Raw genomic sequence first — 7,069 nt, forward strand, 5'->3', positions numbered from 1 at the left:
CCACCGGGCACATGGTGTGTGGATCGCCGAATGCTGGTAGCACCGAGCCTGGCTGGGCGGGGGCCTTTGCGCCAGTTTTGTGGGCGCGGCGGCAGCCGCGAAGCTGGCAGCAATGAATCGAGCAGGCATGCTGGCTAGCTGGATGGATCACCTGCTTCGCGGCTGACGCCGCTCCCACAAATCTGCCGCTAAGGCCCCAGCCGAGCATGGCTCGGTGCTACCTGCATGCGGCTATCCACACAGCTTGTGCCCTGTGATGCCTACAAGTTGTGGATAAGCCTTTGCAGGCCTTGTGCTGCAACGCTTTCGGATCTCTGGTGATTTTTTGATCAAGGCCAGCCCAGCCCGGTCAGCTGCCCGCCAAGCTGGCGACGCTACAATGGCCCACCTTTTTCCAGACTGGAGCTGTCCATGTCCCGCCAGATCATCAACACCGCCAACGCCCCGGCCGCCATCGGCCCGTACTCGCAGGCCGTGCGCGCCGGCAACACCGTGTATTTCTCTGGCCAGATTCCGCTGGACCCGGCGACCGGCGAGATCGTCGCTGGCGACGTCACCGCGCAGGCCCGTCGTGCTTTTGACAACCTCAAGGCCGTGGCCGAGGAAGCCGGTGGTTCGCTGGACAAGATGGTCCGCCTTGGCCTGTACCTGACCGACCTGGGCGAGTTCGCCAAGGTCAATGCGGTCATGCAGGAGTACTTCCAGGCCCCGTTCCCGGCCCGTTCCACCATCGAAGTGTCGGGCCTGCCGAAGGGCGCCGCGTTCGAAGTCGACGCGATCATGATCATCGACTGATCCCCAGCGCGAATCCGGTGGTGAAGCAGATGCCCGGGAAACCGGGCATCTGCGTTTCAGTTTGGCGGCAAACGGGTTCCGCTCGGGGTCTGCCCGGTCCAGCGCTTGAAGGCGCGGCGGAACTCGCGCGCGTCGTTGAAGCCCAGCTGGTTACCGATCGCGGCAACGGCGAGCTCCGGGTCCTGCAGCAGTTCCAGTGCGCGCTCGGTGCGCACGCGATCGTGGACCTCGCTGAAGCTGGTTTCCTCGTCGGCCAATTGCCGGCGCAGGGTGCGCTCGCTGAGGTGCAGGGCCAGCGCGATTTCGCTCATCTGCGGGTTGTCACGCAGCCGCGGCCGCAGCTGGCGCTCGACTGCAGCAGTGGTTTCGCCGCGCGAGGCCAGCGTTGCCAGTTGCGCGTGGCACATCGATAGCGCCTGCTGCGACGTCACCGGGTTGTAGCTGGCGAACGGCAGCTGCATCCAGCGCTGCTCCAATACCAAGGCGTGGCGTGGCTGGTTGAAGCGCAGCTCACAGCGGAACAAGGCCTGGTACTGGTCGATGCAGGCCGGTGCCGGATAGCCAAGTTCCAGCCGCAGTGGGCTGAACGCGTTGCCTGCCAGTTCGCGGCCCAACATCACGATGCTGGAGAACATCTCCTCGCAGAGGAACTGCAGCAGATCATTGGCTTCATCCGGCGCGGTAGCGACGATGGCCAGGCTGTCGCTGCCGCCGTCTTCCAGGGCCAGGCTCATCAGCGGGCCGAGATTGCGCTGGTAATCCAGTCCTATCCGCACCGCGTCGCCAAACGTGCGTGCGGTCTTCATCGCCAAGCCGAGCAGGCCGAAGTTGCCGCCGTTCTGGTTGCCGCCCATGGCCAGGCCGACCCCGTCGATGGGGAAGGTGGGCAGGGCGCGGCGTATCACCTCGATTGCCTGCCGGTAGGAAATGCGGGCACTGGGATCGTTGAGCTGCGCCGCGCTCAATTGCAGCCCATTGAACCAGTTGTCGCTGCTGACACCGCGTTGCTCAGCCAGCAGCAACAGGCCACAGAGCATGTTGGTTGGAACGTTGGCGATGCTCAGGCGGTCGCCGCCGCTGATCCTGCGATGCATTCAAGCCCCTCCAGCTTGTCCGCTTTGCCCCCCCAAGTATGCCGTTCTTGCCCTTCGCGTGAACACTGCCTGAAGGCCAGACTGCGCCCAACATCTGCCACCGTATGGGAGCACGTCATGCAGCGCAGCATCACCTGGGCGGTTTCCGCCACCTTGGCCGTCATGGTCGTCGGCTGCCAGAAGCAGGCCGAACAGGCACCAAGCGTGGCTGCGGCCGACGGGGCATTCGCGGCCACGCTGCAGGAGCGCCTGCTCGACGCCAAGCCCGGCGACGTGATCGACATCCCGGCCGGTCGCCACCAGTTCGAGCGCAGCCTGAGCCTGCGCGCCGATGGCGTGACCATCCGTGGCGCCGGCATGGACCAGACCGTGCTCAGCTTCAAGGGGCAGAAGGCCGGTGCCGAAGGGCTGCTGGTCAACGGCGACAACTTCACCATCGAGAACCTCACCATCGAGGACTCCAAGGGCGACGGGCTGAAGATCAGCGAGTCGGAGAACATCACCATCCGTGGAGTAAAGGTGCAGTGGAGCGGCGGCCCCAGCACCAAGAACGGCGCCTATGGCATCTACCCGGTACTGACCAAGAACGTACTGATCGAGAACACCATTTCCATCGGTGCCTCCGATGCCGGCATCTACGTCGGCCAGTCCGATGGGGTGATCGTGCGCAACAGCCGTGCCGAGCAGAACGTGGCCGGTATCGAAGTCGAGAACACCCGCAACGCCGACGTGTACGACAACGTCGCCACCGGCAACACCGGCGGCATCCTGGTGTTCAACATGCCGGGCCTGTCGCAGCAGGGAGGCAATATCCGTGTGTTCAACAACAAGGTCATCGCCAACAACCACGAGAATTTCGGTGCCAAGGGCACGCCGGTGGCCAGCGTGCCTGCCGGTTCGGGCATCGTCATCAACTCCAACGATGACATCGAGGTATTCGACAACGAGGTGCGCGACAACGCCACCACCAACATCATCGTCTCCAGCGTGTATTCCACCGGCTACAAGGACAGCAGTGCCTCGCCCAATTTCGATCCGTATCCGGAACGCATCTACATCCACAACAACACCTTGTCCGGCGGCGGTGATTCGCCCGACGGACTGGATCTGAAGGCCTTGAAGGTGGCGATGTATGGCCTGACCGGCAACTTCCCGGACGTGCTGTGGGATGGCTATTACAACAAGGAGCGGATGGTGGACGGGGTCAAGCTTGGCCCACAGATCTGCCTGCGCAATGTCAGTGGCGTGGTCAACGCCGATGGCCCTGGCGGTTACAAGAACCCGAGCAAGGATGCCAAGCCATTTGAATGTGATCTGCCGCGGCTGCCGGCCATTGATCTGAAGCGTGGTTGAGGTCCTGGCATGCGCAATCTGATGGTGCGGGTGATCGTGCTGTTCAGCGCCCTGCTGATGCTGGTGGGCTGCGGCAAACCGGCTGCGGTGCATTTTTTCGAGCAGGGCCAGCCGGCGACGCTGGATGAGTGGCATGTGCTGCGCATCCGCGATGGCAAACTGACACTCAATGAAGGCGTCGTACTGTACGACCTGAACACGCCGCTGTTCAGTGATTACGCGCACAAGCTGCGCACGGTGTGGATGCCCAAGGGTCAGGCCGCCGGCTACCAGCCGGAGCACGCCTTCGACTTCCCGGTCGGCACCATCCTCAGCAAAACCTTCTACTATCCGCTGCCGGCCACAGGTGCTGCTGATGGAACGTCGGTGGCGCGTACGCCGCCATCGCAGTCCTCGTTACATGAGGAGAGCCTGGACCTGTCCAAGGTGCGGCTGATCGAGACCCGGCTGCTGGTCCACCGCAAGGAAGGCTGGGTGGCCTTGCCCTATGTCTGGAACCCGCAGCAGACCGAGGCGACCTTGCAACGCACCGGCGCCAGCGTGGATCTGGAGCTGGTTGCCGCGGATGGCTCGCGTGAAGCACTTGCCTACCAGGTGCCGGACCAGAACCAGTGCGGTGGTTGCCATATCACCGACAACCGCTCGCGTAAGCTGCTGCCGATCGGTCCCAAGGCGCGCAACCTCAATCGCGATTTCGACTATCTCAGCGGCCACGACAACCAGCTCGCGCATCTGGTCAAACTCGGCTATCTGAAAGACCTGCCTGCACCGGCACAGCTGCCACGCGCGGCCGATGCCACTGATCCCGCCGCGCCGCTGGAAGCGCGTGCACGTGCCTATCTGGACGTGAACTGTGGCCATTGCCATAGCCGCACCGGCCCGGCCATCACCTCCGGCCTTTGGCTGGACGCACCCACCCGGGATCACCTGAAGCTGGGGATGTGCAAGCAGCCGATCGCAGCGGGCAAGGGCACTGGCAACCGCCGCTACGACATCCAGCCGGGTGATGCGGATGCCTCGATCATCGCCTACCGCATGGACAGTGATGACCCGGCGGTGATGATGCCCGAGGTTGGGCGGGCGGTGGTGCACCGCGAAGGCGTGACCTTGATCCGGGAATGGATCAACGCGCTGGAAACAAACTGCGACACGGCTGGCGAAGGCCAGCCCGGCAACACGGGCCCGCCGGCGGTCTGACGCCGGCATACACCTCACTGCGTGGGAGAGAACGCGATGCGAGTGAAGCAACGGAATCTGGTAGTCGGACTGCAGCGGGCCTTGGCCGGGCTGATGGTGGTGGGGGCAGTTGCCCCGGCAATGGCACAGTCGGCGACGGAGGATGCTGCCACCACGCTTGATCGCATCACCGTCACCGCGCAGAGCCGGCAGCAGGAAATACAGGATGTGCCGATCGCATTGCAGGTAGTCGATCAGAACCTGCTCAACGACGTGGCCGCCGAGAATCTTGGCGACATCGACTCGCTGGTGCCGGGACTGGTGATCAGCGCGGTGCAGCCGACCCAGCCATCGTTCCGGCTGCGCGGCGTGGAGACCGACGACTTCGGTATCGGTACCGATCCGGCGGTAGGCATCTTCGTTGACGGCGTCTACGGCGGGCGAGGCGGCGGCGTGCTGCTGCCTTTCGTCGATGTGGAACGCATCGAAGTGTTGAAGGGCCCGCAGGGCACCTTGTTCGGCCGCAATACCGCTGCCGGTGCGATCTCGCTGGTGACCCGGCGCCCGCAGGCTGAGACCGAGGCGCGCGCCACCGTGCGCGTAGGCAACTACGGCAAGAAGTACGCCGATGCGATGTGGAACATCCCGACCGGTGACAGCTCGGCGCTGCGCTTCAACGCATTGATCAACACCAGCGATGGCTGGTTCCAGGACGGCGCCAGCGGCAAGGACCTGGGCGGCGAGAATGTCTGGGCCACCCGCGCAGCCTGGCAGAGCCGCTTCGGCGACAACACCACCGCCTACATCACCTGGGACCACGAAAGCCTGGACCAGAACGGCCGCGTCACCACCGGCATCGTGCCGTTGCCGGCCTATCCGGCGCGGCCGCCAGTACCGGTGGACCCGGACGACTATCTGGACCCGCGCAAGATCAAGACCTACAGCGATGCCGACAATGCGGAATGGCGCACCTTCGACGGCGTCAGCCTGATCATCGACCACGCGCTGTCCTGGGGCAATTTCACCTCCACCAGCTCCTGGCGCAAGTACGACTCCACCAACCACACCGAGGAAGACGGCACCAACCGTTTCGACCTGTACGTGGACTCGAAGAACACCGAGAACAACGAGACCTTCTATCAGGAGTTCAAGTTCTCCGGCAGCAATGAACGCTTCGATTGGGTGGCCGGCGCCAGCTACTTCAACGAGGACGCGCGCCAGACCAGCGAGGTCAACACCAATACCGAGGCGGTGGACAACATCGTACGCAACATGGGTATTGCACCAACCCCTGATGGCAGCCTGTTTGGGTTCACCTCGTTGTTGGCGCAGATGAACGGCATCCCGATTTCGCTGGTCGGGGAGAAATGGAACGAGCGCTTCAGCAACACGCTGGACACCACCTCGTACGCCGCCTTCGGTGATGTGATCTGGAAGGCCACCGATCGCCTCAACCTGACCTTCGGCCTGCGCTACACCCGCGACGAGAAGGACTTCACCTGGCTCAACGGAACGCGCAATGCGCCCGGCCTCGAGGCCAAGCTCGGTACGCTGGAGGCACTGGGCTTCTTCCAGGCGCTGGCCGGCATGGGCATCCCGATCACCCGCGAGCTGCTGACCTTCGACATGGCTTTCATCGACCCGCCGGCCATGGTCAACAAGGGCAAGCTGGTGCGCGACAAGAAGAGCTGGAGTGACTGGAGCCCGCGCTTCGTCGTCGACTACCACCTCAATGACGACACCATGGTGTTCGGCTCGCTGGCCAAGGGCTACAAGGCCGGTGGCTTCAACGCGCTGCAGATCGGTCCGGCGTTCGAGAACGAGGATGTGTGGAATCTGGAAGTCGGCCTGAAGCAGAGCTTCGATCGCTTCTCCTACAACGTCTCTGTCTTCCATTACCAGTACGACAACCGCCAGGCGATCCGCCTGATCGATCCGGATCCGAACAATCCGGTCGATATCCCGGTCTACGTATTCGATACCAGCGATCTGCAGGCCACCGGTGTGGACTTCGACATGCGCTGGAAGGTCTCCGATGGTCTGACCCTGGATGCGGCGGCTGAATGGATCGATTCCAAGTACAAGAATTACGTGACACCGGAAGGTGTGGATCTTGACGGTGCACCGACCGGTGAACCGCGCTTCACCGCCTCGGCGGGTGCGGTGTACGTGGCCGACCTTGGCGGCAACGGCCAGCTGCGCTTCTCGCTGCGCCATGCCTACCGTGGCGCGCAGCGCTGCAACGCAGGTTCCGACCTGCAGGGTGACTGCGGCATCAGCAAGGTGCTCAACATCGGTGAATCACAGCAGCGCACCGACGTACGCATTGGCTGGACCTCGCCGCTGAAGCACTGGAACTGGGCGGTGTACGCCAACAACGTGTTCGACAAGCAGTACGTCCGCGGCCTGAACACCTACGGACGCGATCCGCTGGGCGTAGTCGGCGCAACCATCACCGACCCCCGCACCTACGGCCTGGAAATGACCGTGAAGTTCTAAAGAAGTTGCTCTTGCTCAAAGCCCTCGTTCTCAGGAGATGGGGAGGAGGGCAGTTCGGTAGAGCCCACCCCAAAAACCCAAACGCAAAAACCCGAAAAACCCAACCCAACAAAGCAAACCAAAAAACCAAACAATAAAAACACCAAAAAAAA

5 protein-coding genes are annotated in these 7,069 nt (G+C 63.1%); 4 read left to right on the forward strand and 1 reads right to left on the reverse strand.

The genetic code is table 11. The features are described 5' to 3' along the window. Positions 1-411: 411 nt before the first annotated feature. Positions 412-795: a RidA family protein gene (locus tag ACVOLI_RS19885; RefSeq protein ID WP_057629049.1), complete on the forward strand. Its 384-nt coding sequence runs from the start codon at positions 412-414 to the stop codon at positions 793-795. A 56-nt stretch (positions 796-851) separates the two neighbouring features. Here ACVOLI_RS19885 and ACVOLI_RS19890 read toward each other — a convergent pair whose 3' ends face one another. After that, entirely contained in the window at positions 852-1,889 is a 1,038-nt protein-coding gene (locus ACVOLI_RS19890; RefSeq protein WP_481615701.1) for an AraC family transcriptional regulator, read from the reverse strand. A 117-nt stretch (positions 1,890-2,006) separates the two neighbouring features. On the opposite strand from ACVOLI_RS19890, the gene ACVOLI_RS19895 reads away from it, so the two are divergent. Genes ACVOLI_RS19895 through ACVOLI_RS19905 form a run of 3 tightly spaced genes read left to right on the forward strand, consistent with a single transcriptional unit; the run spans position 2,007 to position 6,917 of the window. Beyond that, positions 2,007-3,242, forward strand: a complete 1,236-nt coding sequence (locus ACVOLI_RS19895) for a parallel beta-helix domain-containing protein (RefSeq protein ID WP_481615702.1) — start codon at positions 2,007-2,009, stop codon at positions 3,240-3,242. A gap of 9 nt (positions 3,243-3,251) precedes the next feature. Next, entirely contained in the window at positions 3,252-4,439 is a 1,188-nt protein-coding gene (locus ACVOLI_RS19900; protein WP_481615703.1) for an SO2930 family diheme c-type cytochrome, read from the forward strand. Positions 4,440-4,475: 36 nt separating this feature from the next. Then, positions 4,476-6,917 (forward strand): TonB-dependent receptor, encoded by a 2,442-nt coding sequence (locus ACVOLI_RS19905; RefSeq protein WP_481615704.1) that lies wholly within the window; start codon positions 4,476-4,478, stop codon positions 6,915-6,917. Positions 6,918-7,069: the final 152 nt, after the last annotated feature.

The organism is Stenotrophomonas sp. STEN029 (assembly GCF_056760015.1).

Bases quoted from the DNA above. Each gene is read 5' to 3' on its own strand.
- ACVOLI_RS19885 (WP_057629049.1), top strand. From the start codon at position 412: ATGTCCCGCCAGATCATCAACACCGCCAACGCCCCGGCCGCCATCGGC.
- ACVOLI_RS19905 (WP_481615704.1), top strand. From the start codon at position 4,476: ATGCGAGTGAAGCAACGGAATCTGGTAGTCGGACTGCAGCGGGCCTTG.
- ACVOLI_RS19900 (WP_481615703.1), top strand. From the start codon at position 3,252: ATGCGCAATCTGATGGTGCGGGTGATCGTGCTGTTCAGCGCCCTGCTG.
- ACVOLI_RS19890 (WP_481615701.1), bottom strand. From the start codon at position 1,889: ATGCATCGCAGGATCAGCGGCGGCGACCGCCTGAGCATCGCCAACGTT.
- ACVOLI_RS19895 (WP_481615702.1), top strand. From the start codon at position 2,007: ATGCAGCGCAGCATCACCTGGGCGGTTTCCGCCACCTTGGCCGTCATG.